The sequence below is a fragment of the Comamonas odontotermitis genome, from assembly GCF_014207855.1.
In the GTDB taxonomy this organism is placed as follows: Bacteria; Pseudomonadota; Gammaproteobacteria; order Burkholderiales; family Burkholderiaceae_C; genus Comamonas; species Comamonas odontotermitis_A.
Window position 1 is genome coordinate 42,358 of the sequence record NZ_JACHKZ010000017.1, and the last position, 24,703, is coordinate 67,060.

The window sequence follows — 24,703 nt, forward strand, 5'->3', positions numbered from 1 at the left end:
TCAGCAAATTGGGGGGTATAGCTCAGCTGGGAGAGCGCTTGCATGGCATGCAAGAGGTCATCGGTTCGATCCCGTTTACCTCCACCAAATACAACACGCTGGCTGAAAACAGTCAGAAGTTCTAGGATTGACCCTATCGTCTAGAGGCCTAGGACATCACCCTTTCACGGTGAGTACCGGGGTTCGAATCCCCGTAGGGTCGCCAAGTTTGAAGCGCTTGAAGCTATACAATGTGTAGCAAAGCTTCCTGCCAGGAGTGGTAGTTCAGTTGGTTAGAATACCGGCCTGTCACGCCGGGGGTCGCGGGTTCGAGTCCCGTCCACTCCGCCACAGTTTTTAAATGTTTTTAGATCGATCCAAGAAGCGAAGGGATCGCGAAGCTGTACTGAAGTACCGCGAGTGATCCCGACAAAGTATTGGGTTGATATGGAAATATTGGGGGTATAGCTCAGCTGGGAGAGCGCTTGCATGGCATGCAAGAGGTCATCGGTTCGATCCCGTTTACCTCCACCAAATAAGACACGCTGGCTGAAAACAGTCAGAAGTTCTAGGATTGACCCTATCGTCTAGAGGCCTAGGACATCACCCTTTCACGGTGAGTACCGGGGTTCGAATCCCCGTAGGGTCGCCAAGTTTGAAGCGCTTGAAGCTATACAATGTGTAGCAAAGCTTCCTGCCAGGAGTGGTAGTTCAGTTGGTTAGAATACCGGCCTGTCACGCCGGGGGTCGCGGGTTCGAGTCCCGTCCACTCCGCCAGATTCCAAGCCCTCTTGCGCCAGGCAAGAGGGCTTTTTTGTTTGCGTCTTGGTTTGTTTTCTTTTTTCAGTGGCAGCGGGCATATGCCAATAAAAATGCCTTCCTATGACAGGAAGGCATTTTGTTTGAAACGTGGCGATTTATTTGGGGGCGAGGCGAATCGCGCCGTCCAGGCGAATCACTTCGCCGTTGAGCATGTCGTTTTCGATGATCTGTTTGACCAGCTTGGCATAATCTTCTGGCTTGCCCAGGCGGCTGGGGAAGGGCACACCAGCTGCGAGCGCATCCTGCACTTCCCGGGGCATGCCAAACAGCATAGGTGTGCCGAAGATGCCGGGTGCAATCGTCATGTTGCGGATGCCATTGCGTGCCAGATCGCGGGCAATTGGCAAGGTCATGCCCACCACGCCACCCTTGGACGCCGCATACGCCGCCTGGCCGATCTGGCCATCGTAGGCGGCCACACTGGCCGTGGAGATCAAGACGCCGCGCTCGCCGGTGGCTTCTGGCTCGTTCTTGCTCATGGCAGTGGCAGCCAGACGGATCATGTTGAAGCTGCCAATCAGGTTGACAGTGATCGTCTTGCTGAACACGTCCAGTGAGTGCGCGCCGTTCTTGCCTACCGTCTTTTCAGCGGGGGCAATGCCAGCGCAATTGACGAGACCAAACAGCTTGCCCAGCGAAACGGCCTTGTCGACGACGGCCTGCGCCTGCTCGGCGTTGGATACGTCGCATTTGACGAAAGCGCCACCCAGTTCCTTGGCAATGGCTTCGCCTTTGTCTGCATTCATATCGGCGATGATGACCGTTGCGCCTTCCTTGGCCAGCATGCGCGCCGTGCCTTCGCCCAGGCCCGATGCGCCGCCTGTAACAATGAATACCTTGTTTGAAATTTGCATTGCCGTGTCTCCTTGTTGAGCAGATTGGTTTTAATGGACCTTGGAGCACATTCGCAGGTTCTTCACCCAGCAAGGCTATGCAGGCTCCAAGTTGACGTTAACGTCAATTGATCAGCATCTTACCCGAGGACAGTTGCTTTTCCGGTCGCAAAAAAAGCCCGCGAACGGGCTTTTTGTGTCATGGCTGCGGCGCTCTGCCGCCTGGCGTCACTGGAAGCCGGCGCGATCCAGCATCTGCTGTACCTTGCCCATGTTGGCGCCCACGGCGCTGATGGGAATGGTTTCGCTCTTGAACGGCTTGCCTTGGGTCATGGACTTGAGGGCAGGGTTGTCTACCTGCACATTCTTGGCAGCTGGCCACTCGTTGTTGCCGTTGGCAAAGTAGGTTTGTGCCTCGGGGCTGGCCAGATATTCCAGGAACTTGACGGCATTGTCTTTGTTCTTGGTGTATTTGGCGATGGCGCCGCCAGCAATGTTCAGGTGGGTGCCATAGCTGTTTTGGTTGGGGAACACCACGCCCACCTTGTTGGCGACCGCCACATCCTCTGGGTTGTTGGAGCGCAGCATGCGCGCAAAGTAATAGCTGTTGGTGACCGCGATATCGCATTCACCGGCCGCGACAGCCTTGATCTGGTCGGTGTCGCCACCTTTGGGTGGGCGCGCCAGATTGTCCTTGACGCCCTGCAACCACTGCTGGGCCTTTTGCTCGCCCATATGCTCGGTCACGGCGCCGAACATGCTCAGGTTGTAAGGGTGGGAGCCCGAGCGGATGCAGATTTTGCCCTTGTTCTTGGGGTCAGCCAGGGCTTCGTAGGTGTCTACGTCTTCCTTCTTCACCTTGACTTTGTTGTAGGCAATGATGCGCGCGCGTGTGGACAGCCCAAACCATGCAATGCCGCCATCCGCTTCAGGCTGGGCGCGCAGGTTGGCAGGGATGACTTCTTCGAGCTTTTGCGAGCGGATGGGCAGGAATAGGCCATCCTTTTCGCCGCGATACAGACGTGCAGCGTCCACCATCAAGATGACGTCGGCAGGAGAGGCAGCACCTTCGGCCTTGAGGCGGGCAATGATGCCTGCGTCATCCGAATCCACGCGATTGATCTTGATGCCCGTGGCCTTGGTGAAGTTGGTGTACAGCGCTTCATCGGTCGAATAATGGCGTGCCGAGTACAGGTTGACGACTTCTTCAGCATGGGCGATAGCGCCGGCGGAGACGAGGGCACATGCGAGTGCCAGGGCTTTGAGAGATTGCATACGGCAGAGTGGGCCAGGAACAAAGATGCCCGATCTTAATTCAAACAAGAATTATTCCCAATTGTTTTTTGAATCGCAGTCGATGCGGCGCCAGATGTTTGGTGGTTGTGCGTGCCGTACTTTTCCGTGATGAGAGCGGCGCCGCTGGGACCAGCCAGCGATAGGGCACTTTGTGAGAAGCCTGTTTTGCATGGACGCAGCCAAAAAAAAGCCCGGTGTGAACCGGGCTTTAAAAGGATCCATGAAACTGGGTTTCGAAAAGATCCAAGGAGACAACTGGGTGTGTTGAGTTTTTCAACACAATGCTGTAATTCTAGGGTTAACCCTTTGGTCTGTCCAGGGCTCTTTCTGTTTTTTTACCAAACTGTAGGAGTTTGGCAACAGGGCTGAAAAAGCCAACCAGCAATCCGCAAAGGGGTTACCAGGCACTAATAAGCGCCGAATTAACGCTTCTTGGCAGCGGTGCCAACGTTGCCAGCGGCCTTCACCACATTGCTGGTGATGGTGTTGAAGTTGGTTTCGGCCACTTCGCCAGCTTGCTTGACAGCCTTTTGCACGCTGTCGTAGGCATTGTTGGCGGCGGCAACGGCAGTCTTCATCACAGCCACGGCGCTTTCCGAACCGGCAGGTGCGTTCTTGGCGGCGGTGTCCACGAATTCGTTGAACTTGGCTTGGGCTTCGCCAGCTTGCGATTCGAATGCCTTGCTGAATTCCAGGCTGGTTGCAGCAGCGATTTCGTACAGGTGACGGCTGTAGGCAGCAGACTTTTCAGCCATGGGCTGCAGCAGGCCAGCTTGCACGCTGATCAGGTCTTGGGCGTTCTTGGCGTCCAGCACCGACTTGGCGTTGGTGGCTGCGTCGTTCAGGGCAGCGCGGGTAGCTGCAACATTCAGTTCCACCAGCTTTTCCACGCCTTCGAAGGCCTTGTTGGTCAGGCCAACGAGGGTTTCCAGGTTAGCTTTGTGTGCAGCCAGGATTTGATCAGGGGTCAATGCCATTTTCTTGCTCCGTTTAGTTAGTCAAACATTCAAGGTCAAGATCCGGATGCCGGTCTGCATCCGTGATCCTTGTGCATTGCGATCATTTTGCTGCACTGCACAATAATCGTTATTGTATGGATCTGGAACGCTTTTGCAAGTGTTTTTTGTGCACTGCAGCAACAAAGTGTTTTTTATTTGAATTCAAGCAGCTACCAGGTGGCAGACTGGTTGAAAGAGCAACCAGTTGGTCTGCGCCATCCACGGCCTGAAAAGCCTCTTTCTGTATTTGTAGCGCTGCTTTGTTTCAGTGGTGTGGCAAAGCGCGCATGGTTCAGCAATTCGCGCCCTGAGTGGTGACAGGGAGACCGCCCTGGTCGCTTTTACAATGCGAACCGCCTTGAACACATTCTTGAACGGCCATGCCATGAGCGATACGCCTGCCAACGCCGCACCTCAGCGGCCACAGCCGCAACTGCGCGGCGCCTTTGCCCATTTCCAGCGCGTCACCACCAGATGGTCCGACAACGATGTGTATGGCCATGTCAACAATGTCGTCTATTACAGCTGGTTTGATGCAGCGGTGAACCGCTATCTGATCGCGCAGGGCGCGCTCGACATTCACGCGAGCGAGACGATTGGTCTGGTGATCGAGACCCATTGCAATTACTTTGCGCCAGTGGCTTTTCCGCAAGATGTGGATGTGGGCATTCGTGTGGCCCAGGTGGGCCGCAGCAGTGTTCGCTATGAGGTAGGCATTTTTGTGGCGGGCGAGGAGGCCAGTGCGGCCTGCGGCCATTTTGTGCATGTGTATGTGGACCGGGGCGAACGCCGCCCGGTGGCGCTGCCTGCCGCTTTGCGCCGGGCGGTCACGGCCATTCAGCGGCAGGGGTAGCTGCTGGCGGCGTGCGCCTGCGCAATCGCCTACACTTGGCAGGTTGCGACCATATGAAAAGGCGCAGGGCATTGAGGCCATACACCGGCAGCCGGTGGTGAGCGCCCTGCGCAGCCAACCAATGATTATCCAAAGTCTGCTGGACACCGACCTGTACAAGTTCACGATGATGCAGGTGGTGCTGCACCAGTTTCCGGGGGCGCAGGTGGAATACCGGTTCCGCTGCCGCAACCCGGGCGTGCAACTGGCGCCCTATGTGGACGAGATTCGCGCCGAGATCAGAGCCCTGTGTCAGCTGCAGTTCAGCGATGATGAGTTGGCCTATCTCCAGTCGATGCGCTTTCTCAAAAGCGATTTCATCGATTTTCTGCGGCTCTACCAGCTCAACGAAAAGTACATCACCGTCAGCCCCAAGCCCAATGGCGAGATCGACATCACCATTCGCGGTCCCTGGCTGCATACGGTGCTGTTCGAGATTCCGGTGCTGGCCATTGTCAATGAGGTGTATTTTCGCCATACGCAGCCCCAGCCGGATTGGGAGGAGGGCCGCCAGCGCTTGGCAGCCAAGATTGCTGCCATGCATGCGCCGGGGCTGGAGCAACTCAAGATTGCCGATTACGGCACGCGCCGCCGCTTCAGCCGCCGCTGGCAGGAAGAGGTGCTGCGCTCGCTCGCTGGGGGCCTGGGTGTGGTCACCAAGACGCCGCGTCCCGGAGAACGCCTGGGCCAACTGGCGGGCACCAGTAATCTGCTGCTGGCCAAGGAGTTGGGGCTCACGCCATTAGGCACGATGGCGCACGAATACCTGCAGGCCTGCCAGTCGCTCGGGCCGCGTCTGCGCGAGAGCCAGATCTTCGGTTTTGAGATGTGGGCCAAGGAGTACCGGGGCGATTTGGGCATTGCGCTGTCGGACGTGTATGGGATGGATGCTTTTCTGCGCGACTTCGATCTGTATTTCTGCAAGCTGTTTGACGGCGCGCGCCATGACAGCGGTGACCCATTCAGCTGGGGCGAGCGCCTGATTGCGCATTACAAGCAGCACAAGGTCGATCCGCTCACGAAGATTCTGATCTTCAGCGATGCCTTGACGATTCCGCGCACGATCGAGCTGTTCCAGCGCTTCCATGGCCGCTGCCAGCTGGCATTTGGCGTCGGCACCAATCTGACGAACGATCTGGGGTACGAGCCGCTGCAGATCGTCATCAAGATGACGGCTTGCAATGGCCAGCCGGTGGCCAAGATTTCGGATGCGCCGGGCAAGGGCATGTGCGACGACGAGAAATACCTGGCCTATCTGCGCCAGGTGTTCAACCTGCCGCCAAACGATAACCAGCCGCCGCAAGGCGTGTCTCCGGCGCCTGCGCGGGCTGGCTGAGGGGGGATGGGGGTGGATGAGGGCGGCGTCTCTGCGGGTTTGCCCCCGCCCGCGCAAGCAGGCGGGGGCAGCTGGTTTCATTAAAATCAGCTCTTGGCGCGCGCCTGGTATGCGCTGCCAGCTATTATTTTTATAAAAACAGACGCAAGGAGTTCGGCATGGGACAAGGCTCAGGACTGTGGGGCAGGTGGCGTGGTGGAGCGGTGGCCGCCGGGGCGGCTGTACCGGGGCTGGCCTCCGCAGCGGGTTTCAATGGGGCGGATCTGTCGGTCGCCTGGGGCATTCCGTTCGCAGGCATTCTGCTGTCGATTGCGCTGATGCCGCTGTTTCTGCCGCATTTCTGGCACCACCATTTCGGCAAGGTGGCAGCTGGCTGGGCTCTGGCCTTTCTGCTGCCTTTTGCCGCCGTGTTTGGTGTGGGGGCAGCAGCGGGCAGCCTGATGCATGCCTTGGTGGCCGAATACATTCCCTTTGTGATTCTGCTGACGGCGCTGTTCACCGTCTCGGGCGGCATCTACATTCGTGGCAACCTGCATGGCACGCCGGCGCTCAATACCGCCATTTTGGCCATCGGCGCGGTGCTGGCGAGCTTTATGGGCACCACGGGTGCATCGATGCTGCTGATCCGTCCGCTGATCCGGGCCAACGACGCGCGCAAGAGCTGCGCCCATGTGGTGGTGTTCTTCATCTTCATCGTCTCCAACGCGGGGGGCTCGCTCACGCCGCTGGGCGATCCGCCGCTCTTTCTGGGCTTTTTGAAGGGCGTGGACTTTTTCTGGACCGTGCGCCATATCTTTACCGAGACTCTGTTCCTGGTGGGTGCGTTGCTGGTGATTTTCTACCTGATCGACAGCGCCAGATTCAAGGCCGAAGGGCCCATCAGCCGTCCCGATCCCACGCCCGATACCGGCTCCATCGGCTTTGACGGCAAGATCAACTTCGCGCTGCTCGCCGCTGTCGTTGGCCTGGTGCTGATGAGCGGGTTCTGGAAGTCGGATGTGGGCTTTGCCATTGCTGGCGCCCATGTAGGCCTTCCCGGCCTGGTGCGCGATATTGGCTTGATCGTGGTGGCAGTGCTGTCCTTTGTGCTCACGCCCAAGCTGGTGCACCAGGCCAACCAGTTTGACTGGGGGCCGATGCAGGAGGTGGCCAAGCTGTTTGCGGGTATCTTCCTCACCATCATTCCCGTCATCGCCATGCTGCAGGCGGGCGAGAGCGGGCCGTTTGGCGGTATCGTGCGCGCGGTGACGCGGCAGGACGGCACGCCTGACCCGGCGATGTATTTCTGGGCGACAGGCTTTCTGAGCAGCTTCCTCGACAATGCGCCGACTTACCTGGTGTTCTTCAATACGGCGGGAGGTGACCCTGCCACGCTGATGACGACCATGGGCACCACGTTGGCGGCCATTTCGGCGGGTGCCGTTTTCATGGGCGCCAATACCTATATCGGCAATGCTCCCAACATGATGGTCAAGGCCATTGCCGAGAGCCGTGGTGTGCGCATGCCGAGCTTTTTTGGCTACATGGCCTGGTCGTGCAGCATTCTGGTGCCGCTTTTCATCGTCATGACATTCATCTGGTTCAGATAAAGCTCCCCCTGAGGCGCTTTGTGCCTTCCCCCAAAGGGGGACGACACCCTCGGTGCGGGGGCGGCCCTTCCTCGGTGTCCCCCGTTTGGGAGATGCCAAATGAAAATAATGTTTCCTACCAATACTTGAGCAAGGAGAACAAAACAATGAATTCCAAGCCTCGCATTTTGATTGCCCGAGCCATCTCGCCCGAAGTGGTGAGCACGTTGCAGCAGCACTTTGACGTTACCGCCAACCCCGAGGACGTGGCGTGGTCACCTGACGAGCTGATTGACCGGCTGCAGGGCATGGATGGCGTGCTGACCACTGGCTCGCAGCGCATCGATGCAGCCTTGCTCGCGGCTTGCCCGCAGCTCAAGATCTGCGCCAACATGGCCGTGGGTTACAACAATTTTGATGTGGCTGCGATGACGGCAGCAGGCGTGCAGGGCACCAACGCACCTGATGTACTGACCGAAACCACCGCCGATTTCGGCTTTGCGCTCCTGATGGCGACCGCCCGCCGCATCAGCGAGAGCGAGCATTACCTGCGTGCCGGCCTGTGGAAGGACTGGCGCTACGATCTGTTTGCGGGCACCGAAGTGCATGGCTCCACGCTGGGCATTCTCGGCATGGGCCGCATTGGGCAGGCGATTGCCAAACGCGGCGCCTTCGGCTTCGGCATGAACGTGATCTACCACAACCGCTCGCAGCTCCAGCCTGCGCTGGAGGCCGAGTGCAAGGCCCGTTATGTGGGCAAGGAAGAGCTGCTCCAAACCGCCGACCATCTGGTGCTGGTGCTGCCCTACACGCCCGAGGCGCACCACACCATCGGCGCTGCCGAAATCGCGTTGATGAAACCCACGGCCACGCTCATCAATATTGCGCGCGGCGGTATTGTTGATGACGCAGCGCTGGCCAAGGCGCTGGCGGCGCGCCAGATTGCGGCAGCGGGCCTGGATGTGTTCGAGGGCGAGCCCGCCGTACACCCCGATCTGCTGGAGGTGCCCAACGTGGTGCTGACGCCGCACATTGCCAGCGCCACCGCACCCACGCGCCTGGCCATGGCGCAACTGGCGGCCGACAACCTGATTGCCTATCTGGGCGGCAAGGCGCCGGTCACGCCGGTAAACCAGCTGGATGCTGCCACCCGCCGCCAAAAGTAACAGTCGCACAAATTTAGGGTAAAAATAGCTGCTTGCGCTCACCTACCGGGCGCAAGCAGCTATTATTTTTGTAGTTTTGCTTTGCAGGATGCAATTGTGACCCTGGAACTGATTTTGCTTGCGCTTTTGCTGCTGGTGGCGCTTGCCATTGTGCTGATCCTGCTGATACGCCGCCCCAAGGTGGATCTGAGCGACCCCTGGGCACAGCAGCTGGGGCAGCAGGGGCGCGATCTGCAGGCCACGGTGCAGGCATTGGCCCGCAATGAGGGAGCATTCAGCCATTTGGCGCAGCACCTCAACCTGCAGTTGCGCGAGCTGAACCAGGGCAGCCTGGAGGCGATGGGGGAGTTTCGTGAATCTCTGGAGGCGCGCCTTGCGCAAAGCGTGGCCGATTCACGCCTGGGCCGGCAGGAGTTGCAGCAGGCGTTGGCGGGGTTTGAGGCGCAACTGGCGCAGCGTCTGGCGCATCTGGATGCGGCGGTGAACCAGCGGCTCTCGGCACTCGATACTTCGCTGACCCAGCGGGTGGACGCCCTCACCAGCGCCAACCAGCACAGCCTCTCGGGCCTGAAGGTTGATGTGCAGGCGCATCTGACTGGCCTGCAAGACGGCGTGGGCCGACAGTTGGCCCAGCTTGCGCAGGGCCACCAGCAGCAGGCCGAGCAGTTGCGCGGCACTTTGAACGAGCGGCTGGCCAGCATCCAGACCGACAACGCCTGCAAGCTGGAGGAGATGCGCAAGACCGTGGACGAGAAGCTGCACGCCACGCTGGAGCAGCGCCTGGGCGAATCCTTCAAGCTGGTGAGCGACCGGCTGGAGCAGGTGCACAAGGGGCTGGGCGAGATGCAGTCTCTCGCTGGCAGCGTGGGCGACCTGAAGCGGGTGATGACCAACGTCAAGACGCGAGGCACCTGGGGAGAGCTGCAACTGGGCATGATCATCGACAACGTGCTCACGGCCGACCAGTACGCCAGGAACGTGAAGACCGTGCCGGGCAGCGATGACATGGTGGAATTTGCCATCCGCCTGCCGGGCCGGCGCGATGATGCGCCGGTGTGGCTGCCGATCGATTCGAAATACCCGGTGGAGCATTACCAGCGCCTTCTGGATGCGCAGGAGAGCATGGACAAGGCCGCCATCCAGTTGGCCAGCAATGGGTTCGAGACATCCATCCGCCTGGAGGCGCGCAAGATCCACAACAAGTACGTGGCGCCGCCCCATACCACCGATTTTGCCGTGCTCTACCTGCCCACCGAAGGCCTGTTTGCCGAGGTGATGCGCCGCCCCGGTCTGGTGGAAGCCGTGCAGAACGACTGCCGCGTGATGATCTCCGGCCCGGCCAATCTGGCGGCCATGCTGAGCAGCCTGCAGATGGGCTTCAAGACCCTGGCGATTGAAAAGCGCAGCTCCGAGGTGTGGGCCGTGCTGGGGCAGGTCAAGACCGAGTTCAACAAATTTGGCGAGGCGGTGGAGGCCACGCGCAAATCGATCGACCAGGCGGCCAAGAAGTTTGAGCAGGTGGATGTGCGCACACGGGCCATCAAACGCCGCCTCTCGGGCGTGCATGAGTTGCCCAATTCCGACACTGACGCCGCCGCAACAGCCGCCGACGACGAAGGCGACAGTCAACCGCCCGCGCCGCAGATGACAATGCAGGACAAGTCCGCATGAGCGTGTTTTTTCCGGGCCTCTGATGGGCCATGACGGGAAATGCACCGTGCAGTGTTGCCAAAAAATGAGAGCTGGCAGCGCATACCTGTATTGGTTTTCAGCATCCTTCTTTCTTATCTGAAAGCCAATACAGCTAAGTGCAATCAGCTATTTTTTGCGCAGGGTCGGGTGTCTGCAGCCACCAAGCCGTTGCTGAAAGATCGGCAGCACCGGGAATGCGGACCAGCCAAGGGGAGTGCGTGAACCGCGAGTTGATACGGCTGATTTTCGGCCAGTTTTTTGTCCATTCCTGCATGACAGGCACACGCCTGGCCGCACCGCTGCTGGCACTGCGCGATGGCTACAGCCCGGGAGCCGTGGGTTTTTTGCTCAGCCTGTTTGCGCTGACGCAGGTGTTTCTCTCGTTGCCAGCGGGCCGCTATACCGACAAGCACGGGTTCATGAAACCCATGCTGATCGCCATTGGCCTTGCTTTCTCCGGCACGGCCATTGGGGTGGCGTTTCCGCGCTTTGACGTGCTGTGTGTCTCAGCCCTGCTGACCGGGGCGGGCTGCGGTATCTCCATCATTGCGCTGCAGCGCCATGCGGGCCGTGTGGCGCACGAGGCGAGCGAGCTGCGGCAGATCTTCAGCTGGCTGTCGCTGGGCCCTGCGGTGGCGAACTTTCTCGGGCCCATGGTCACGGGGCTGATCATCGACCATTCCACCAGGCAGGCGGGTGACAACCTGTCGTACCGCATCGCTTTTGCGGTGCTGGCGCTGTTTTCCCTGGTGGCCTGGTGGTGCGTGCGCGGGGCGCACGAATTGCCCGCTGCGGCCCCCAGGAGCGACGGCCAGCCGCACCATGCCTGGGATCTGCTGCGTGAGCAGAGCTTTCGCCGCCTGCTGCTGGTGAACTGGCTGGTGGCATCCTGCTGGGATGTGCACACTTTTGTGGTGCCGCTTCTGGGGCATGAAAAAGGGTTGTCGGCTTCCGAGATCGGCACGGTGCTGGGGGTGTTTGCCCTGGCTGCCTTTGTCATCCGCGTGCTGCTGCCCAGCATCTCGCACCACATGCGCGAGATGAGTGTCGTGATGGTGGCCATGCTGCTCACTGCTGCCGTGTTTGCCATCTATCCGCTGATGCCTGGCGCCCTGGCCATGGCTGTGTGCTCGGCGCTCCTGGGGCTTGCACTGGGCAGCGTGCAGCCCATGGCCATGAGCATGCTGCACCAGATCACCCCTGAAGAGCGCCATGGCGAGGCCGTGGGCTTGCGGCTGATGCTGATCAACGGATCGAGCGTGTGCATGCCGTTGATGTTTGGCGCGGCGGGCGCGGCCATTGGCGTGGGCGGCGTGTTCTGGGTGATGGGCGCACTGGTGGGGGCAGGCTCGCGCATGGCCTGGGTTCTGGGCCGCACGCCGCTGCCCACGTTCACTTCCATCGAGGCACAGGCCGCATCACACCAAGCGCATGCGGCTGCGGCCAGCGATGATGGGGTGACCGATGTGGAGCCCAAGAAGCCGGGCAATTCCTGAAAGCAGCAGCAAAACCGCTTTTCATGACCCAACAAAAAAGCAGCCAGGAGCTGCTTTTTTGTTGGGCGAAGGGGGCGAGAATCCGCTCAGCCTTGATAGAACGCCTGGATCAGTCGGCAGGCTTCGTGCACATCGTCGGTGATGTGGAAGAGCTTGACGTCATCGGGCGAGATGGTGCCGTACTCGATCATCACGTCAAAGTTCAGCATGCGGCTCCAGAAATCGGAACCGAACAGCACGATGGGCACGCCCTTGGCCTTGTGGGTCTGCACCAGGGTCAGTACCTCGAACAGTTCATCCATGGTGCCAAAGCCGCCAGGAAAGACGACCAGCGCCTTGGCGCGCATCATCAGGTGCATCTTGCGCAGTGCAAAGTAGTGGAACTTGAAGCACAGCTCCGGCGTGATGTAGCGGTTGCCCGATTGCTCGTGCGGCAGGGTGATGTTCATGCCTACATTGGGGGCATGCTCTTCATGGGCGCCGCGGTTGGCCGCTTCCATGATGCCGGGGCCGCCGCCGGTGCAGATGTAGAGGCGGTCTTCGAGCTTTTGCGTTTCGCTGAACTTGGCCACCAGCCGCGCAAAGCGGCGCGCCGCATCATAGTAGCGGCTGTTGGCCATGGCGCGCTGGGCAAGAGCAATGGCTTTGGTATCGCCCTGGGTCTTGGCGGCTTCCAGCCTTTGCTCGGCCTCTTCCGGCGCGATGAAGCGGGCGCTGCCAAATACCACCACCGTGTTGTTGATGCCCTGCGCACTCAGCTCCAGATCGGGCTTGAGCATTTCGAGCTGAAAGCGTATGGCACGGGTTTCGCGGCGGCTGAGGAACTCGGGGTCGGCAAAGGCGAGGCGGTAGGAATCGCGCGTCATCGCGGTGTCATCTGCGGGGTCCTTGCTGAACAGATTCCAGTCATGAGCCATGACTTGTTCATCGAGCTGGGTATTGGCGTCCATGGTGTCTCTCTCTGTCGTGGTGCAAGCCATAGCGTGCACTGGCAATGCCTGAAACAAAAAAGCCATCAGCGCAAGTTATTCAAGCGCTGATAGCTACTGAATATATAGCGTTTTAATAGGGCTTGGATGCGAAAAGTGTCAAAAATGCCTCGGCGCACCTTTCATGCCCACAAATGCGGCCGGGCAGGGGGCTGTCACCGGCTGGCCCACAGGGCGTTGCCGGTTGCCAGGCCCAGCGCTGTCAGCGCGAGCGATCCGAACAGGTGCAGGCTGCATTGCAGCAACGCAAGGCCATAGCGCTCAGCCTGCAGCATCGACACCGTCTCTGCAGAAAAGCTGGAAAAGGTGGTGAGCGCGCCCAGAAAGCCGGTGATCAGCACCAGCCGCCAGACGGGGTCAATGCCCGGCGAGTTCTGGAACAGCGCGACCAGCAGGCCGATGGTGTAGCCGCCCACCAGATTGGCGGCTAGCGTGCCCCAGGGCAGCAAGGCATGCGGCTGGTTGAACCAGCGACCCAGTTGCCAGCGTGCAAGAGCGCCCAGGACGGCGCCGACGGAGATACCCAGGATGTTCCACATGGTGTTTTTCAGCGAGGCAGCAACAACGGGTTTGATCATACATTCGAAAATCCACTGTCTGCACGCACGTGGAAAGCGCTGCTTGCTATCTATTTTGCATAATTTCCTGCCAAGCCGCATAGGCGGCCAGCACTGCAGCCTGCTGCGCGGTATGCGCCAGGTGGAGGGCATCGCCAATGACGGTCTGGTCGGGAAACTCGGTGATCAGCGTGACCGGCGCGGGCGATGCCGCATGGGCGCTGATGGTGCAAGGCGTGCCGTGCCGCAGCGTGAACGGCTGCAGGCCCGAGTGCTGCTGGTAGTGGCGCAGCTGGCGTTCGTTATAGGCCGCGAGACCGGGCACCTGGGTGAGCGCGAGGGCCACTTTCTCGGCAAGGGCGGTGGCTGCATCTTCCCAGCCGTCGTGGTAGCGCAGGATCAGGAAAAAGCCCTTGGGCACGGTCCACAGGTCAAAGCCCTGCGGGATGTAGCCGGTGAGAGGGCGCGTCCATTCATGGGCAGGGTAACCGTGCAGGCTCAGATGGAGCTGCGCGCCGCTGCCCGCCAGCGCATCGTGGCGCACGGCGCTCTCGTACCAGGGCGCAGAGTCGCGGTACTCCAGGTCGTCGCCCAGCGCGGTGTAGCGCGCGGCGTGGTGCATCTGCTCTGGCGCGTAGCTGCGGTACCACTCGTGCAAGGCGTAGCCGTCGGGGTTTTCGACGGGAATGTAGGCGAAGTGGCTGTCGGGCTGCGCTGCCAGCGCAAGCGCGCCGCGCAGCGCTCCATGGGTGCCGGAGATTTCGTTGGCGTGCTGGCCGCCGCTCAGCAGCACGGCGTGGCCGCTTCCCTTTTTGTAGGTGGCGGCAATCGTTCGGCCTTGCACGCTGCGCCCTTGCCAGGCGGTGCCATAGGTGTCGAACAAGGGCTGCGTCAGCTCGGCAATCTGTGCAAGGCTTGGGGCTTGTTGCAGTGCAGCTGCAGCTTGGGCGGCAGCTTCTGCGTTTGCAAACACAGCTGCGCGATGGGCCAGCGGCTCTGGCAGAGGGAGTGCCTGGCTTTCGACGCGCACTGAGACGTGCTGCAGCGCCAGTGGGTCGGTACCACCGGCTGCCATGCGGATGTCGGGCACCATCTGCCCGGGTTGCAGGCGCCGGTCACCGGCGGGGCGGCCCGACACCTGTTGAAAATGCTCCAGCAGCGAGAAATACAGCTCCTCGTGCATGGCTTCGGGCGTGCTCATCACTTCGCCCGTGCCGCTGATCGGCTGCTCGAAGCCTGGCAGTTCCATGTGGATATGCAGGCGGCCGAAATAGGGCTCTTCGGCAGGCCAGGGGTGCTGGCGAATGCATTGCATGGCTTGCTGGTAGGCCTGCTCGTAATCGGTGACCAGAGGCGCATCGTGCATGTAGGCGCCTTGCGAATCCTGCGATCGCTCCCAGCCGCACGGGGTGATGCCGTGCCCGCCTCGGACGGTCTCAAAGCGGCGATTGGGTGCAAACACATGCATTTGCTGGTGACGGCCACCCCGGTAGTGCAGGTGCAGGCTGTAGTGATCGTCGCCACTTCCATGGGGGTGCGGCTGCATCTGCAGATCGATGTGCGAGAGCATGGCTGCCAGTGGATAGGCTTCCAGCAAAAAACGGTTGCTGGCGGCTTCGGCGTGCACGGGGTAATGCAGTTCGACGGCACGCAGTCCGTCCATCTGTACGTCTTCCAGCAGCGCGTGCACCAAAGGTTTGTAGCTGCTGCGGATGCGGGCACGGATGCCCTGGGCAGCGAGCTGTTGCTCGGCGGCGCGGCGCGCCTGCACACCTTCAAAGCACCACAGCTGCCAGAAAACATCGGGCTGCGGGTCGGCGAGACGCGCCTGAACCCACTGGGTGAGTGTGCGATCGATGGTGCTGGAGAGCAGAATGGTCATGGCGGGGACGGACGATTGGAATCTTGCAGTCCATCAGCATAGGGCATGCGCAGTGCCCTTGCTGTCTCCCCGGCACATATTTGCGAACCCGTTCTTTGAACAGGTTCTCAGGCGTCGTTGGTATCCGGATCGGCCGCCACGATGCGGCTCACGCTGGCTGGCACGTCCTTGCCCATGCGCCGGTCACGGAACAGGGCCGCGCGCATCAGGAAGATATTGGTGATGGGCACTGCGACGGACAACAGCACTGCAATCAGCAAGGTGTGGAAGCTGGGTTTGTTCGATTGCAGGCTGAAAAACAGTATGGAGCTCCATACGATGAGCCAGCAGCCGGCGCAGGCGATGATGGAGGGCGTATGGACGCGCTCGTAGTAGCTGGGCAGGCGAAACAGGCTGAGCGCACCGATCAGCGTGATCAAGGTGCCAGCCAGAACCAGCACCGACACCAGAATCTGTACCCAGATGGGGAGTTGGATTTCCGTCATTCAATCACCTCGCCGCGCAGCAGGAACTTGGCCATGGCCGTGGAGCTGACAAAGCCGAACAGCGCCACCAGCAGTGCCGCTTCAAAGTAGTTGACCGATGCATAGTGAATGCCCAGCACCAGCATGGCCAGCATGCCGATCAGGTACATGCAGTCGAGGGCCAGAACGCGGTCCTGCGCCTGCGGGCCTTTGAGCAGGCGGATCATGGCAAACAGCATGGCCAGCAGCAGGATGAAAAGGGCAGCTGGCATGGTCCAGGCAAGAATGGTGTTCATTCGAAAATCTCCATGAGCGGCCGTTCGTAGCAGGCCTTGATGTGGTCGATGATGCCTTGTGGGTCGTCGGCCTCCAGCACGTGCAGCAGCAGGATCGAGCGGTCACGCGATATCTCCGCCCACGCCGTGCCGGGGGTGATGCAGACGATCATGGCCAGTACGGCAAGACCGTTGGGATCGCGCAGCTGCAAGGGCACATGCACAAAGCCTGCGGGCTTTTTCCGGCTGCCCGGCATCAGCAGCAGGCGCAGCACTGCCCCGTTGGAGTGCAGGGAGTCGCCCGCAACGCGCAATCCAAGGCGAACAATGGTCCAGGGTTTTTTGATGCTGACCTGGCGCGGACGCAGTCCCTGTGTGAGCATGGGAATCAACCAGCCCAACAGCACCCCAAGAATGATCTGGCCTGCGCTGGCGCTGCGGTTGAGCAGCAGCCACACCAGGCACAGGAGTACCGACAGCAGTGGCGCGGGGAAAAGGCGTTTCATGGCGCAGAACCTCCAGTGGTGGGCGCATCAGGTGCTGACGCGGGGCTGGGAAGAGCGCCTGGCGTTGCCGGGAAGTGCGAGGAGGCCGCGCTGGGCGAAGGCAGCGGGTCTTTGTCCAGCACCGAGCGCACGTAGTTGCCCGGAGCGTGGAGGTTGTTGGCTGCCCGCTGGGTAAAGCGCATCACATCGCCGGCGTACACCACCATCAGCACCGTGCAGCCAAGCAGCAGCCCGATGGGCAGGCCTTCAATCACCTTGAGTTTGGGCGTGCTACGGCTGATGCTGGACCAGAACTCGCGGATACCGATGCGTACCAGCGCTGTGAGGGCCATCAAGCCCGTGCCGATGAGCGCAGCCATGAACAGCCCGCCGAGCCAGCCGATCTTAGTACCGGCCGAAGAGCCCAGGCCCAGGGGGTTGAGCAATGCATCGAGCATGGCAAACTTGCCGATGAAGCCCGACAGCGGAGGCAGGCCCGAAATCACCAGCGTGCAGACCACGAACGACAGCCCCAGGAAGGCCATGGACGCAGGGATGACCCGGCCGATCAGCACTTCTTCGTCTTCATCCAGATTCAGCCCCTCGCGCGGCAGCAACTCGGGTGTGAGAAAGGGCGCCTCTTCGTCGTCAAACCGCACCACATCGCTGCCTTCGGTGCGCCAGCGGTCGATCAGATCCGCCAGCAAAAAGAGCACGGCGACAGCCAGGGTCGAGCTGGGCAGGTAGTACAGCAGCGCAGCGGTCATCAGGTTCTGCCCGAAGCCTGTTGCGGCAAGCAGGGTGCCTGCCGACAGAATGGCCGCATAACCGGCCACATGGCCCAGCCTTTGCGTGCCCAGCATGGCCACACCTGCATAGCCCATGGTGGCCAGACCACCCAGAATCAGCCAGGCGCTGCCAAAGTAGGCGGATGGCCCGGCTTCGGTACTGAACATCAGGGTCCACAGACGCAGGATGGTGTAGATGCCGACCTTGGTCATCAGCGCAAAGATCGCGCCCACCGGCGCCGTGGCCGCACCATAGGCGGGCACGAGCCAGAAGTTGAGCGGCCAGACTGCAGCCTTGATCAGGAAGGCGGTGGCCAGAATGCCGGCTGCGGTATGGAGCAGGCCCCGGTCCGCGCTGGAGACGCTGGGAATGATGCGTGCCAGATCAGCCATGTTCAGCGTGCCGGTAATGCCGTAGAGCATGGACACGCCAATCAGGAAGAGCGAGGACGCCGCCAGGTTGATGGCAATGTAGTGCAGCCCGTGCTGCACGCGCGCCTTGCCCGAACCATGCAGCAGCAGGCCATAGGATGCGGCGAGCATGATCTCGAAGAACACGAACAAGTTGAACAGGTCGCCGGTGAGAAAGGCACCCGCAAGCCCCATCAGCTGAAATTGGAACAGCACATGAAAGTGCACGCCCGCCCGGTGCCAGCGGGCGCCCGAGTAGATGACGGCGCAGGTGGCCACCACGCTGGTAGTCAGCAGCATCAGCGCGGACAGGCGGTCGAGAACCAGCACGATGCCGAAAGGCGCGGCCCAGTTGCCGGCCAGGTAGACGCTCATCGTGTTGGCAACGCCCTCCTGGCTGCTCCACTTGACTAGGGCGATTGCAATCGCCAGACCCAGGGTGCAGGAGGTGATGTTTACCAGCAGTTTGATGCGCTGGTGCTGCTCGCTCAAGGTCAGCATCAACGCTGCCGTCAGCATGGGCAGCAGAATGGGAGCCAGCAGCAGGTGCGGCATCAGACGTTCAGTCAACGCAAGCAACGACATCAGTGCATCTCCTGCACGTCGTTGGAGTTCGAGCCGTCCACGTGGTCGGTGCCACTCATGCCGCGCGACGCCAGCAGTACCACCAGAAAGAGCGCGGTCATCGCAAAGCCGATGACGATGGCCGTCAGCACCAGGGCTTGCGGCATGGGGTCGGCATAGTGCATCAGATCGGTGGGCACACCGGGCTGGAGAATGGGCTCACGGTCGACGACCAGGCCTACGCGGCCCATGCTGAAAATGAACAGGTTGACGGCATACGACAGCAGCAGCAATCCCATGATGATCTGGAATGTGCGCGGGCGCAGCAGCAGCCAGACGCCGGAGCCGGTCAGCACGCCAATGGCAATGGCAAGAACGATTTCCATCGGTCGCTTCCTTATGGTTGTTGTGCCGTGGCGTCCGAATCACGCTCGCCCAGCTGGCGTTCGTGGTAGCGGAAGCCCCGTACCGATTGGTGAGCAATACCGGTGAGCAGCAGCATGGTGGAGCCCACCACCAGCGAGAACACGCCAATATCAAAGAACAGTGCGCTGGCGATATGGATATCACCAACCACGGGCAAGGTCAGGTGCGCGGTATGGCTGGTGAGGAAGGGGTAGCCAAAGTACCAGCTGCCCACCCCGGTGCCCAGGGCAAACAGCAGACCGGCCGCGATCCAGCGGCGGGGATAGATCGGCATGTGCGACTCTACCCAGTGCGTGCCCGAGATGATGTATTGCAGCAGCAGACCGATGGACAGCGTGAGGCCCGCGACGAAGCCGCCTCCGGGCTCATTGTGGCCGCGCATGAACAGATACATAGCCACCACGGCGGCGAATGGCAGCAGCAGGCGCACCAGCACGGCGGGCACCATCAGGTAGCCGATGGCGGTGTCGGTGGCGGTGCGCGGGTTCAGCAGATCGGTGTGCAGATCGGCTGGCAGGAAACGTTGCTGCTCGGGCACATCCATGGCTTCGGGAGCGGGGCGGAAGCGCCGCAGCAGTGCATACACGGTCAGGGCCACAACGCCCAGCACCACGATTTCGCCAAAGGTATCGAAGCCGCGGAAATCCACCAGCATCACATTGACCACATTGGTTCCACCGCCTTCGGTGAGCGCGCGTTCGAGAAAGAATTTGGACGTGCTCTCGGGGAAAGGGCGGCTCATCATCGCAAATGAGAGCCAGGCCATGCCGCCGCCCGCGAGGATGGCAATCAGCATGTCGCGCCAACGGCGCATTGTCACCAGGGCCCCTTGCTGGGATACTTTTTTCAGGCGCTTGTCACGCTTGGGCAGCCAGCGCAGGCCCAGCAGCAGCAGCACGGTGGTGACTACCTCCACCACCAACTGCGTCAAGGCCAGGTCAGGCGCAGAGAACCACAGGAAGGTCAGGCAGGTTGCAAGGCCCGCACCTCCCAGGGTGACCAGCGCTGCAAGGCGGTGGTATTTGACCAGGAACGCCGCCGACAGCGAGCAGCTGATACCGATCACCCACAGCAGCATGAACGATGGCGACAATGGCTGCGATGCGCGATTGCCCAGTTGCAGACCGTGGATCAGCAGGGGCAGGGCAGCGGTCATCAGCGCGGCCAGCACCAGCCACAACACCTGCCATTGCCAGCGCCGCGTACCCAGCAGGCGCCGCAGGTTGCGCGCCAGGTTGGTGATGCAGGCCATGAGACCGAGGAAAATGCGCTGGCCGTTGAACCAGCTGGCAACTGGCGCGTCGTCTACATAATTCTTGGCACGCAGCTGGCGCAGCAGCAGGTACAGCAAGATACCCGCCAGCATGGCGACGATACTCATCACCAGCGGGGCGTTGAACCCATGCCATACCGCAAGGCTGAATTCCGGCAAGGTACCGCCCACCACGGGCAGCGCAGCCGCGTCCAGATAGCGGCCCACGGCCCAGGCCGGAAAAATACCGACCAGCATGCAGATCAGTACCAGCAGTTCAATGGGTACGCGCATCCAGTGCGGAGGCTCATGCGGGGTATGTGGCAGGTCGGTGGCTGGCGGGCCAAAAAAGACATCGACCGTGAATCGCAGCGAATAGGCCACGCTGAACACGCCTGCCAGTGTTGCCGCAACGGGCAGCGCAGTTTGCAGGAAAGGCGTGGTGTTGATGTACACCGTCTCTGCAAAGAACATTTCCTTGGACAGGAAACCATTGAGCAGCGGCACGCCCGCCATGGCCGCGCTGGCCACCATGGCCAGCGTGGCGGTGATCGGCATCATTTTGCGCAGGCCGGAGAGGCGCCGGATGTCCCGCGTGCCTGATTCGTGGTCAACAATGCCCACTGCCATGAAGAGCGAGGCCTTGAAGGTCGCGTGGTTCATGATGTGAAAAACCGCCGCGACGGCAGCGAGCGGACTGTTGAGGCCCAGCAGCAGGGTGATGAGGCCCAGGTGCGAGAGTGTGGAATACGCCAGCAGCGCTTTCATGTCATGCTGGAACATGGCGATGTAGCCGCCCAGCAGCAAGGTGGCGGCACCCGCGCCGCCAACGAGCCAGAACCACTCCTCGGTGCCGCTCAAGGCAGGCCACAGGCGGGCCAGTAAAAACACCCCGGCCTTGACCATGGTGGCCGAATGCAGGTAGGCGGACACCGGCGTGGGCGCGGCCATGGCGCGCGGCAGCCAGAAATGGAACGGAAACTGCGCACTCTTGGTGAGTGCGCCCAAGAGAACCAGCACCAGCGTGGGCGTATACAGATCATGGGCGCGGATCTGATCGCCCGCAGCCAGAACATTGTCCAGCTCATAGCTGCCGACGATATGCCCCAGCAGCAGTACGCCTGCCAGCAGACACAGGCCCCCGGTGCCGGTGACGGTGAGCGCCATGCGCGCGCCCATGCGAGCGTCTTTGCGATGGTGCCAGTAGCCGATCAGCAGAAAAGAGAAAAGGCTCGTGAGCTCCCAGAAGAAAACCAGCTGGATCAGATTGCCTGACAGCACCACGCCCATCATGGAGCCCATGAATGCGAGGAAGAACGAGAAAAAACGCGGAACCGGATCGGCCTGCGACATGTAATACCGCGCATACAGCACGACCAGCGAGCCGATGCCCAGCACCAGGATGGAGAACATCCAGGCAAAGCCATCCATGCGGAAATGCAGATCCAGCCCCAATTGGCCCAGCCATGCCACGTTTTGGTGAACGACACCGTTGTTCTGCGTCTCAGGGAAAAGCAGTGCGACCTGAACGGCACAGAAAACGCTGATGGCTCCCGCCAGCGTTGATTCGGTATTGCGCGCGTTAGCTGGCAGCAACGCTGCAATTGCGCTGCCGATGAAGGGTAGAAGGATCAGGTAAGAGAGTGCCATTTTTTGTAAATTCTACAAGCCAGCTCATCTTTTACTGCTACGAAAACCCGAGCAAATTCAGGATATTGCCGTTCGCTATCTGATAGCAAATATCCTATGTGTGCGTCTGCAAACACGGCAGCAAAGGCCCTTGCTTATTGTGCAGTGCGAGAAGCCGAGGGAAGCGGAGACTCGGGCGTCGCAAAGCTTTTCCCATTCACCGTCAGCCCGCGCTGCGACAACTGCGCCGCCTTTTTTTGCCCGATACCGGACACGCGCAGCATCAGGTCTGTCCAATCCGTGAACGGCCCCCTCTGGCGGGCTTGCAGAATGCGGCCCGAGGTGGCGGGGCCGATGCCATGGATGCCATCCAGCTGCGCTTCGGTGGCCGTATTGGCTTCCACCTGGGCCCAGGCCAGTTGGGCGCACAGGGCCAGGCCGGCGAGACTCCAACGCCATTGCATAGAACCTCCTGCATCCCCGCGAAAGCCGGGGGCTGAGATCCGATGCTAGCAGAGCCTGTGCAAGCGCAGCAGGCTTATTGCTCTTCGACGCGGCGTGGCGGGTAGCTGTCCCACGATTGGCAGCCCGGACATTGCCAGAAATGCTGGCGCGCTTCAAAGCCGCAGGCAGCGCAGCGGTAGCGCGTCAATGGTTTGGCGGCAGTATCGAGTGCGCGTTGAATGGCTGGGTGGTGCTCTTCGTGAGACAGGGTCTCTTGCGCCAGCCAGCGGCCTGCGGCGACCAATGAAGGCTCATGGGCCAGATGCTCGAGGTACCACTCGCGCCCCAGGGGCGGTATGGCGGCAGGCACCATGCCCAACTCGTCCATCTGCACCAGGCTTTGCATCACATCCAGCGAAGGGTCGCTGCCGTAATTGGCGCGCAACAGGTTGCGCACCTCGGCCTTGCGGTCATCGGTTTTGGCCAGCTCCACCATCAGGGGGGCTACCAGTGGAGTGGAAGAGGGCGATACGGCAGCGAGCTCCAGCAGGGTGCTCAACGCGGGGGCGGACTCGCCATTCTTGTGCTGCAGCTGTGCCAGCTCAATGCGTGGCCGGGGGGCGCGTGGCGCTTCGGACTGGGCTTCGTGCAGCAGCGCACGGGCGGCATCCAGTTTGCCTTGCGCTTGCTGGGCCAAGGCCTGCTCGCACAGGTAGTGGGCAATGCGCACACTGTAGTCGCCCTGGCTGTTGGACTGCATCTGGCGTGCAATCTGTACGGCTTGCGGCCAGTCGTGGGCGCGTTCGTAGATTGCAAGGCGTGAGAGGCGCGCCTCATTTTCATAAGGGGTATCGTCCAGGCGCGCCAAGGCGTCTTCGGCGCGATCCAGCAGCCCGGCCTTCAAAAAATCAAGCGCCAGTGCGTGCTGCGCACGGTCGCGCTCGGCCTTGGCGATGTCGGCGCGCTGGAGCAGATGCTCGTGCACGCGCACGGCGCGGCTGTACTCGCCCCGGCGTCGAAACAGGTTGCCCAGCGCGAAATGCAGCTCGGCCGTGTCCGGATCGTTCTGCACGGCTTCGATGAAAGCGTCAATGGCCTTGTCCTGCTGCTCATTGAGCAGGAAATTCAGCCCTTTGAAGTAGGCCTTGGGGGCACTGCGGTTTTCGCGGCGGATCTGGCGCAGGTCGAAGCGGGAGGCCAACCAGCCCAGGACAAAGGCAGCCGGAAAGCCCAGCAGGATCCAGGAGATATCAAATTCCATGAGGAGGCAGCGGTTCGGCCTTGAATGAGGCCTCGGTCACATTGGTGGCGGGGGCTGTGGTGGATTCAGCCTCTGGCGGTACGGCGGCGCGTTGCGCAGCCTTGCGGTGCATCCACCAGCGCGGCACCATGCCGACGATACCGACGATCACGCCTGCGCTGAAGGCCAGCAGCACCACCAGCACCAGGGGCGCCTGCCACTGGGTACCAAAGAAGAAATGCACCATCACATCGCGCTGGTTATTGAGCGCAAAGGCAAACAGCGTGAAGAAAATGACTGCCTTGAGCAGCCACAGAAGGTATTTCATAGACGGTGCAGAAAGGGCCTGGCGCCATTCTACGTTCATTCATGGCGCTGGCTGCACGACCGGCTCTGTGCATTCGCCCGGTGCGCTTGCTCACCGCCCATGAATCCATGCCGCGTAGTGGAGCTGCTTGCTCATCTGCACGGTGGTCAGGCCGCTGTGCCACTCTTCATCGGGGCAGAAGCCGGTTTCCTGGTAGCCATGGCTCAGGTAGAACCCGCGTGCCTGCTGGTTGAAGGTGTCTGTCTCCAGGCGCGACTGCGCATGGCCTGCTGCAGCCATGGCCGCTTCGGCATACCGCAGCAGCTGGCCGCCTATGCCTTGCCCTTGAAAGCGGGGTGATACATGCAGGGCATCGATGAAATCGCAGCTCCAATCAATGACGCCTGCAATCTCGGCGCCGCGCACGGCCACATGCATGGCGCAGATGCGCTTAGCCACATAGCGCCGGGTGCTGCCAGAGCTTTCGAAGCGCGCAATGGCTTCTGGGGTCAGTACCGGCTTCCAGGTGGCTTCATAGGTCTGCCCGAGAATCCGCAAAATGGCATCTGCGTCGCTCGGCACGGCTGGCCGAATGGTGATGGTGGACATGGTTGGCGATCCAGCGGTGTTTTCGCACCTTGTTGGAAAGGGCTCACGCTGGGAGGAAAACAGACCCTGGGACGGGCCCAAGCGCCTCAAATGAAAGGCGCTTTTGAATGAGAGGTGACGAGCCTTACCCCCGGCACTGGATCCACAGTTAGGGCTGCTTGGTTCCCCACCTGACCCGGTTGGCCGCTTCCCCATGCGGGGAGGCCCGTCAGGGATGCATTGTACCGAAAGAAATAGAAGCTTTTGGCATGAAAGGCCAAAGAACGGCGCCGGATGAATGAGCGACCGTGCGGGCCGGGCCCG

22 protein-coding genes, 6 tRNA genes and 1 other RNA gene are annotated in these 24,703 nt (G+C 61.0%); 12 read left to right on the plus strand and 17 right to left on the minus strand.

Going from position 1 to position 24,703, the window contains the following annotated elements; all coding sequences use genetic code 11:
- Nucleotides 1–11 precede the first annotated feature (11 nt).
- The 6 genes from HNP33_RS13630 to HNP33_RS13655 all read left to right on the plus strand — a co-directional run bounded on the left by HNP33_RS13630 (nucleotide 12) and on the right by HNP33_RS13655 (nucleotide 756).
- A tRNA-Ala gene (locus tag HNP33_RS13630) sits at nucleotides 12–87 on the plus strand.
- 42 nt (nucleotides 88–129) lie between these two features.
- Nucleotides 130–205, plus strand: a tRNA-Glu gene (locus tag HNP33_RS13635).
- A gap of 48 nt (nucleotides 206–253) precedes the next feature.
- Nucleotides 254–330 (plus strand) — tRNA-Asp (locus HNP33_RS13640).
- 107 nt (nucleotides 331–437) lie between these two features.
- Nucleotides 438–513 (plus strand) — tRNA-Ala (locus HNP33_RS13645).
- Nucleotides 514–555: 42 nt separating this feature from the next.
- Nucleotides 556–631: transfer RNA gene (locus tag HNP33_RS13650), tRNA-Glu, on the plus strand.
- Between the two features lie 48 nt (nucleotides 632–679).
- A tRNA-Asp gene (locus HNP33_RS13655) sits at nucleotides 680–756 on the plus strand.
- Nucleotides 757–896: 140 nt separating this feature from the next.
- Here HNP33_RS13655 and HNP33_RS13660 read toward each other — a convergent pair.
- From HNP33_RS13660 to HNP33_RS13670, 3 genes are all read right to left on the minus strand, one after another.
- Entirely contained in the window at nucleotides 897–1,655 is a 759-nt protein-coding gene (locus tag HNP33_RS13660) for a 3-hydroxyacyl-CoA dehydrogenase (protein ID WP_184709346.1), read from the minus strand.
- Between the two features lie 207 nt (nucleotides 1,656–1,862).
- Nucleotides 1,863–2,909, minus strand: a complete 1,047-nt coding sequence (locus HNP33_RS13665) for an extracellular solute-binding protein (protein WP_184709344.1) — start codon at nucleotides 2,907–2,909, stop codon at nucleotides 1,863–1,865.
- Between the two features lie 443 nt (nucleotides 2,910–3,352).
- Nucleotides 3,353–3,907 carry a phasin family protein gene (locus HNP33_RS13670; RefSeq protein WP_184709342.1) on the minus strand — a complete coding sequence of 185 codons (555 nt, stop codon included), beginning with the start codon at nucleotides 3,905–3,907 and terminating at the stop codon, nucleotides 3,353–3,355.
- Between the two features lie 406 nt (nucleotides 3,908–4,313).
- On the opposite strand from HNP33_RS13670, the gene HNP33_RS13675 reads away from it, so the two are divergent.
- The 6 genes from HNP33_RS13675 (at nucleotide 4,314) to HNP33_RS13700 (ending at nucleotide 12,078) form a co-directional block, all read left to right on the plus strand.
- The gene (locus HNP33_RS13675; RefSeq protein WP_184709431.1) at nucleotides 4,314–4,781 is read left to right on the plus strand and encodes an acyl-CoA thioesterase; all 468 of its coding nucleotides are present in this window, start codon (nucleotides 4,314–4,316) and stop codon (nucleotides 4,779–4,781) included.
- Nucleotides 4,782–4,902: 121 nt separating this feature from the next.
- Nucleotides 4,903–6,156, plus strand: a complete 1,254-nt coding sequence (pncB, locus tag HNP33_RS13680; RefSeq protein ID WP_184709340.1) for a nicotinate phosphoribosyltransferase — start codon at nucleotides 4,903–4,905, stop codon at nucleotides 6,154–6,156.
- A gap of 158 nt (nucleotides 6,157–6,314) precedes the next feature.
- Nucleotides 6,315–7,745 (plus strand): sodium:proton antiporter, encoded by a 1,431-nt coding sequence (locus tag HNP33_RS13685; RefSeq protein ID WP_184709338.1) that lies wholly within the window; start codon nucleotides 6,315–6,317, stop codon nucleotides 7,743–7,745.
- A 146-nt stretch (nucleotides 7,746–7,891) separates the two neighbouring features.
- Complete coding sequence (locus HNP33_RS13690) at nucleotides 7,892–8,890, plus strand: 2-hydroxyacid dehydrogenase (RefSeq protein ID WP_184709336.1); 999 nt, start codon at nucleotides 7,892–7,894, stop codon at nucleotides 8,888–8,890.
- Nucleotides 8,891–8,986: 96 nt separating this feature from the next.
- Nucleotides 8,987–10,561: a DNA recombination protein RmuC gene (rmuC, locus tag HNP33_RS13695; protein WP_325064940.1), complete on the plus strand. Its 1,575-nt coding sequence runs from the start codon at nucleotides 8,987–8,989 to the stop codon at nucleotides 10,559–10,561.
- Nucleotides 10,562–10,800: 239 nt separating this feature from the next.
- Nucleotides 10,801–12,078 (plus strand): MFS transporter, encoded by a 1,278-nt coding sequence (locus HNP33_RS13700; RefSeq protein ID WP_184709427.1) that lies wholly within the window; start codon nucleotides 10,801–10,803, stop codon nucleotides 12,076–12,078.
- Nucleotides 12,079–12,164: 86 nt separating this feature from the next.
- On the opposite strand, the gene HNP33_RS13705 is transcribed toward HNP33_RS13700, so the two are convergent.
- The 14 genes from HNP33_RS13705 to ffs all read right to left on the minus strand — a co-directional run bounded on the left by HNP33_RS13705 (nucleotide 12,165) and on the right by ffs (nucleotide 24,610).
- Complete coding sequence (locus tag HNP33_RS13705) at nucleotides 12,165–13,028, minus strand: TIGR00730 family Rossman fold protein (RefSeq protein WP_184709334.1); 864 nt, start codon at nucleotides 13,026–13,028, stop codon at nucleotides 12,165–12,167.
- Nucleotides 13,029–13,222: 194 nt separating this feature from the next.
- Nucleotides 13,223–13,606 (minus strand): fluoride efflux transporter CrcB, encoded by a 384-nt coding sequence (crcB, locus tag HNP33_RS13710; protein ID WP_184709424.1) that lies wholly within the window; start codon nucleotides 13,604–13,606, stop codon nucleotides 13,223–13,225.
- 85 nt (nucleotides 13,607–13,691) lie between these two features.
- Complete coding sequence (locus HNP33_RS13715; protein WP_184709332.1) at nucleotides 13,692–15,506, minus strand: peptidase M14; 1,815 nt, start codon at nucleotides 15,504–15,506, stop codon at nucleotides 13,692–13,694.
- Nucleotides 15,507–15,613: 107 nt separating this feature from the next.
- Entirely contained in the window at nucleotides 15,614–15,991 is a 378-nt protein-coding gene (mnhG, locus tag HNP33_RS13720) for a monovalent cation/H(+) antiporter subunit G (RefSeq protein WP_184709329.1), read from the minus strand.
- Nucleotides 15,988–16,266, minus strand: coding sequence for a K+/H+ antiporter subunit F (locus HNP33_RS13725; protein ID WP_184709327.1), 279 nt, complete (start codon nucleotides 16,264–16,266; stop codon nucleotides 15,988–15,990). The genes mnhG and HNP33_RS13725 overlap by 4 nt, the downstream gene beginning before the upstream one ends.
- Nucleotides 16,263–16,751, minus strand: a complete 489-nt coding sequence (locus HNP33_RS13730; RefSeq protein WP_184709325.1) for a Na+/H+ antiporter subunit E — start codon at nucleotides 16,749–16,751, stop codon at nucleotides 16,263–16,265. Before HNP33_RS13730 ends, HNP33_RS13725 begins: the two co-directional genes overlap by 4 nt.
- Nucleotides 16,748–18,514, minus strand: coding sequence for a monovalent cation/H+ antiporter subunit D (locus HNP33_RS13735; protein WP_184709323.1), 1,767 nt, complete (start codon nucleotides 18,512–18,514; stop codon nucleotides 16,748–16,750). The genes HNP33_RS13730 and HNP33_RS13735 overlap by 4 nt, the downstream gene beginning before the upstream one ends.
- Complete coding sequence (locus HNP33_RS13740) at nucleotides 18,514–18,879, minus strand: Na+/H+ antiporter subunit C (RefSeq protein WP_184709321.1); 366 nt, start codon at nucleotides 18,877–18,879, stop codon at nucleotides 18,514–18,516. The genes HNP33_RS13735 and HNP33_RS13740 overlap by 1 nt, the downstream gene beginning before the upstream one ends.
- Nucleotides 18,880–18,890: 11 nt before the next feature.
- Nucleotides 18,891–21,821, minus strand: a complete 2,931-nt coding sequence (locus tag HNP33_RS13745) for a monovalent cation/H+ antiporter subunit A (RefSeq protein ID WP_184709319.1) — start codon at nucleotides 21,819–21,821, stop codon at nucleotides 18,891–18,893.
- A 134-nt stretch (nucleotides 21,822–21,955) separates the two neighbouring features.
- Nucleotides 21,956–22,264 (minus strand): ComEA family DNA-binding protein, encoded by a 309-nt coding sequence (locus HNP33_RS13750; RefSeq protein ID WP_184709317.1) that lies wholly within the window; start codon nucleotides 22,262–22,264, stop codon nucleotides 21,956–21,958.
- Between the two features lie 74 nt (nucleotides 22,265–22,338).
- Nucleotides 22,339–23,505 carry a lipopolysaccharide assembly protein LapB gene (gene lapB / locus HNP33_RS13755; protein ID WP_184709315.1) on the minus strand — a complete coding sequence of 389 codons (1,167 nt, stop codon included), beginning with the start codon at nucleotides 23,503–23,505 and terminating at the stop codon, nucleotides 22,339–22,341.
- Nucleotides 23,495–23,812 (minus strand): LapA family protein, encoded by a 318-nt coding sequence (locus HNP33_RS13760; protein ID WP_184709313.1) that lies wholly within the window; start codon nucleotides 23,810–23,812, stop codon nucleotides 23,495–23,497. The genes lapB and HNP33_RS13760 overlap by 11 nt, the downstream gene beginning before the upstream one ends.
- 90 nt (nucleotides 23,813–23,902) lie before the next feature.
- The gene (locus tag HNP33_RS13765; protein ID WP_184709311.1) at nucleotides 23,903–24,400 is read right to left on the minus strand and encodes a GNAT family N-acetyltransferase; all 498 of its coding nucleotides are present in this window, start codon (nucleotides 24,398–24,400) and stop codon (nucleotides 23,903–23,905) included.
- Nucleotides 24,401–24,513: 113 nt separating this feature from the next.
- An RNA gene (gene ffs, locus HNP33_RS13770) (signal recognition particle sRNA small type) lies at nucleotides 24,514–24,610 on the minus strand.
- Nucleotides 24,611–24,703 lie beyond the last annotated feature (93 nt).

Excerpts from the sequence above, each read along its gene's own strand:
- HNP33_RS13660 (WP_184709346.1), bottom strand. The coding sequence starts at position 1,655 with ATGCAAATTTCAAACAAGGTATTCATTGTTACAGGCGGCGCATCGGGC.
- HNP33_RS13665 (WP_184709344.1), bottom strand. The coding sequence starts at position 2,909 with ATGCAATCTCTCAAAGCCCTGGCACTCGCATGTGCCCTCGTCTCCGCC.
- HNP33_RS13670 (WP_184709342.1), bottom strand. The coding sequence starts at position 3,907 with ATGGCATTGACCCCTGATCAAATCCTGGCTGCACACAAAGCTAACCTG.
- HNP33_RS13675 (WP_184709431.1), top strand. The coding sequence starts at position 4,314 with ATGAGCGATACGCCTGCCAACGCCGCACCTCAGCGGCCACAGCCGCAA.
- pncB (WP_184709340.1), top strand. The coding sequence starts at position 4,903 with ATGATTATCCAAAGTCTGCTGGACACCGACCTGTACAAGTTCACGATG.
- HNP33_RS13685 (WP_184709338.1), top strand. The coding sequence starts at position 6,315 with ATGGGACAAGGCTCAGGACTGTGGGGCAGGTGGCGTGGTGGAGCGGTG.
- HNP33_RS13690 (WP_184709336.1), top strand. The coding sequence starts at position 7,892 with ATGAATTCCAAGCCTCGCATTTTGATTGCCCGAGCCATCTCGCCCGAA.
- HNP33_RS13705 (WP_184709334.1), bottom strand. The coding sequence starts at position 13,028 with ATGGACGCCAATACCCAGCTCGATGAACAAGTCATGGCTCATGACTGG.
- crcB (WP_184709424.1), bottom strand. The coding sequence starts at position 13,606 with ATGTGGAACATCCTGGGTATCTCCGTCGGCGCCGTCCTGGGCGCTCTT.
- HNP33_RS13715 (WP_184709332.1), bottom strand. The coding sequence starts at position 15,506 with ATGACCATTCTGCTCTCCAGCACCATCGATCGCACACTCACCCAGTGG.
- mnhG (WP_184709329.1), bottom strand. The coding sequence starts at position 15,991 with ATGACGGAAATCCAACTCCCCATCTGGGTACAGATTCTGGTGTCGGTG.
- HNP33_RS13725 (WP_184709327.1), bottom strand. The coding sequence starts at position 16,266 with ATGAACACCATTCTTGCCTGGACCATGCCAGCTGCCCTTTTCATCCTG.
- HNP33_RS13730 (WP_184709325.1), bottom strand. The coding sequence starts at position 16,751 with ATGAAACGCCTTTTCCCCGCGCCACTGCTGTCGGTACTCCTGTGCCTG.
- HNP33_RS13735 (WP_184709323.1), bottom strand. The coding sequence starts at position 18,514 with ATGTCGTTGCTTGCGTTGACTGAACGTCTGATGCCGCACCTGCTGCTG.
- HNP33_RS13740 (WP_184709321.1), bottom strand. The coding sequence starts at position 18,879 with ATGGAAATCGTTCTTGCCATTGCCATTGGCGTGCTGACCGGCTCCGGC.
- HNP33_RS13745 (WP_184709319.1), bottom strand. The coding sequence starts at position 21,821 with ATGGCACTCTCTTACCTGATCCTTCTACCCTTCATCGGCAGCGCAATT.
- HNP33_RS13750 (WP_184709317.1), bottom strand. The coding sequence starts at position 22,264 with ATGCAATGGCGTTGGAGTCTCGCCGGCCTGGCCCTGTGCGCCCAACTG.
- lapB (WP_184709315.1), bottom strand. The coding sequence starts at position 23,505 with ATGGAATTTGATATCTCCTGGATCCTGCTGGGCTTTCCGGCTGCCTTT.
- HNP33_RS13760 (WP_184709313.1), bottom strand. The coding sequence starts at position 23,812 with ATGAAATACCTTCTGTGGCTGCTCAAGGCAGTCATTTTCTTCACGCTG.
- HNP33_RS13765 (WP_184709311.1), bottom strand. The coding sequence starts at position 24,400 with ATGTCCACCATCACCATTCGGCCAGCCGTGCCGAGCGACGCAGATGCC.